Below are 2,853 nucleotides of genomic sequence, written 5' to 3'. Positions count from 1 at the left end.
GTGGTGGGTGATGACGGGATCGAACCGCCGACCCCCTCCTTGTAAGGGAGGTGCTCTCCCAGCTGAGCTAATCACCCCCGCTGTGTGGAGTCGCATTATAGGGAGAGTTGAAAATGAGTCAACGCCTTTTCTAAAGAATTCGTTCGTTCGTCGTAAAATTAAACAAAGCGATCGCAAAAGCGGCGTCATAGCATGATTTATAAACAAAAACGGCAAACCGTGACGTTCCGACGGGAACAACATTGAGGAATCAGCCCACGGTGTTAGAATATTGACCCATAATTTCCACCGGACATTGCCGGCTATCGGCATCTTTATTAAACGTAAGGCCAATTCATGAAAATCAAAACTCGCTTCGCGCCAAGCCCAACCGGCTATCTGCACGTTGGCGGTGCGCGTACTGCTCTCTATTCCTGGCTTTTTGCCCGTAACCACGGCGGTGAGTTTGTACTGCGTATTGAAGACACCGATCTCGAACGCTCCACCCCGGAAGCAATTGAAGCCATCATGGATGGCATGAACTGGCTGAATCTGCAATGGGACGAAGGTCCCTATTACCAGACTAAACGTTTCGATCGTTATAACAACGTGATCGATGAGATGCTGGAAGCCGGTACCGCTTATAAATGCTATTGCTCAAAAGAGCGTCTGGAAGCGTTGCGCGAAGAGCAAATGGCGAACGGTGAGAAGCCGCGTTACGATGGACGCTGCCGCCATAGCCACGAGCATCATGCCGATGATGAGCCGTGCGTGGTGCGTTTCGCCAACCCGCAGGAAGGGTCGGTTATTTTTGACGATCAGATCCGCGGACCTATCGAGTTCAGCAACCAGGAGCTGGACGATCTGATCATTCGCCGTACCGATGGTTCCCCGACCTACAACTTCTGCGTCGTAGTGGATGACTGGGACATGGCGATCACCCACGTGATCCGTGGTGAAGATCATATCAACAACACGCCGCGCCAGATCAACATCCTTAGAGCGCTGAATGCGCCGGTGCCGGTATACGCGCACGTATCGATGATCAACGGCGACGATGGCAAGAAACTCTCCAAACGCCACGGGGCGGTCAGCGTGATGCAGTATCGCGACGATGGCTACCTGCCGGAAGCGCTGCTGAACTATCTGGTGCGTTTGGGCTGGTCCCATGGCGATCAGGAGATCTTCACCCGCGAAGAGATGATCGAGTTCTTCTCGCTGGGGGCGGTCAGCAAATCCGCGAGTGCGTTCAACACCGACAAGCTGCTGTGGCTGAACCATCATTACATCAATACGCTGCCGGCGGAGTATGTGGCGACGCATCTGCAGTGGCATATTGAGCAGGAAAATATCGATACCCGCAACGGCCCGCAGCTGGCCGAGTTGGTGAAGCTGCTGGGCGAGCGTTGCAAAACGCTGAAAGAGATTGCCCAGAGCTGCCGCTACTTCTATGAAGAGTTCGCTGAATTCGACGCCGACGCGGCGAAGAAACATCTGCGTCCGGTAGCGCGTCAGCCGCTGGAAGTCGTCCGCGACAAGCTGGCGATGATTAGCGACTGGACGGCGGAAAACGTCCACCACGCGATTCAGGCGACCGCTGATGAGCTGGAAGTGGGCATGGGCAAAGTCGGTATGCCGCTGCGCGTGGCCGTTACCGGTGCAGGGCAGTCTCCTGCGCTTGACGTTACCGTCCATGCAATCGGCAAGTCCCGTAGCGTAGAGCGTATCAATAAAGCGCTGGCTTTTATCGCTGAGCGCGAAGGCCAGGCGTCCTGACGGGGACCTGGATGATAAAACGGCAGGATACCCCTGCCGTTTTTTTTGTCTGTTACGCCGGGCTGGCGATGCCGAGGCGGGCAAGAAAACCGCTAATCCCTTCCCGGGCCAGCAGGTCGCGGAGCTGCAGCTGTTCTGCCGGAGTCATCAGTTGCAGGGTTTCTGTGATTTGCCGCCAGATCGCGTCCGCTTCATTGACCAGGTAAGCGCCTGGCGATTCCGCGAGATGATTGTCGCTAAACAGATGGCGTCTGGCGGGAATGTTCGTCAGAAACTCGCGCACCGGTTGGTCGATGACCACCAGCCGCGCTCGGCCTCCTTTGACGCCGGGTATCGTTTCCGTGCGCCATTTCTTCTCACGAACCCAGCGATTGATCGTTTGTCTCGCCAGCCCCAGGCAGTCGGCAAGCTCTGCGGGCGTCATTTTATCTTTTAGTTTCATCATGGTTTACCGATCGCGGATCCCTAACCGAAGCAGTAACCCGGTTATCCCCTCGCGTAACAGCAGCGACATAAGCTGCTTCTGCTCGCTGGGAGTGAGTTCTTTACAGAGGGTCAGCAGCAGCGATTCCAGGTCGCTGTCGTGGGGAGAATAGGTGCCGGGCGTCTCCGCCACGCGCTGGGCGCTGCGGATAAACTCCCTGACTTGCTCATTGACATGGACCAGGCGCGCCTTACCGCCCTGGACGCCAGGCCGCGGAGAGGTCTGCCAGCCTTCTTTCCGCACCCACTTATTGATAGTTTGCCGGCTGTAGCCGGTCAGATGGGCGATTTCTTCAGGTGTCATTCGTTCCTTGAGCATACTATTTCCTGAGTAAATGTATGGGAATTAGCTGTCCATGTTATAGCATCCTTTTACTGGAAAAGGTGACCTGTTTAACTTCTGGCTGCGATAAGGCTCGCAATCTCAGCAGGTTGCCTGCTTTTTCAGCGATTGAATCGAGAAGGATAATTTTGCCGTTGACACCTGAGCGAGGAATTCATATTATGCCGCCCGTCAACACGACACGCTTTACGTTACGGGGCTATAGCTCAGCTGGGAGAGCGCTTGCATGGCATGCAAGAGGTCAGCGGTTCGATCCCGCTTAGCTCCACCAA

At 55.3% G+C, this 2,853-nt stretch carries 3 protein-coding genes and 2 tRNA genes; 2 read left to right on the top strand and 3 right to left on the bottom strand.

All coding sequences use genetic code 11. From position 1 onward, the window contains the following. Position 1 precedes the first annotated feature (1 nt). A tRNA-Val gene (locus QLG03_RS06040) sits at positions 2-77 on the bottom strand. Between the two features lie 259 nt (positions 78-336). Between QLG03_RS06040 and gltX the strand changes: the two genes are divergently transcribed. Further along, a complete protein-coding gene (gene gltX / locus QLG03_RS06035; protein WP_282473610.1) occupies positions 337-1,755 on the top strand; it encodes a glutamate--tRNA ligase in 1,419 nt (472 codons plus the stop codon). Positions 1,756-1,807: 52 nt separating this feature from the next. Here gltX and QLG03_RS06030 read toward each other — a convergent pair whose 3' ends face one another. Beyond that, complete coding sequence (locus QLG03_RS06030) at positions 1,808-2,200, bottom strand: YfeC-like transcriptional regulator (RefSeq protein WP_023290586.1); 393 nt, start codon at positions 2,198-2,200, stop codon at positions 1,808-1,810. Between the two features lie 3 nt (positions 2,201-2,203). Continuing rightward, entirely contained in the window at positions 2,204-2,557 is a 354-nt protein-coding gene (locus tag QLG03_RS06025; RefSeq protein WP_004202017.1) for a YfeC-like transcriptional regulator, read from the bottom strand. 219 nt (positions 2,558-2,776) lie between these two features. On the opposite strand from QLG03_RS06025, the gene QLG03_RS06020 reads away from it, so the two are divergent. Then, positions 2,777-2,852: transfer RNA gene (locus QLG03_RS06020), tRNA-Ala, on the top strand. Position 2,853 lies beyond the last annotated feature (1 nt).

It is taken from the genome of Klebsiella sp. V115_8, from assembly GCF_029967715.1.
In the GTDB taxonomy this organism is placed as follows: domain Bacteria; phylum Pseudomonadota; class Gammaproteobacteria; order Enterobacterales; family Enterobacteriaceae; genus Klebsiella; species Klebsiella quasipneumoniae.
This window is presented reverse-complemented; position numbering and strand designations above follow the sequence as displayed.

Bases quoted from the DNA above. Each gene is read 5' to 3' on its own strand.
- QLG03_RS06030 (WP_023290586.1), bottom strand. From the start codon at position 2,200: ATGATGAAACTAAAAGATAAAATGACGCCCGCAGAGCTTGCCGACTGC.
- QLG03_RS06025 (WP_004202017.1), bottom strand. From the start codon at position 2,557: ATGCTCAAGGAACGAATGACACCTGAAGAAATCGCCCATCTGACCGGC.
- gltX (WP_282473610.1), top strand. From the start codon at position 337: ATGAAAATCAAAACTCGCTTCGCGCCAAGCCCAACCGGCTATCTGCAC.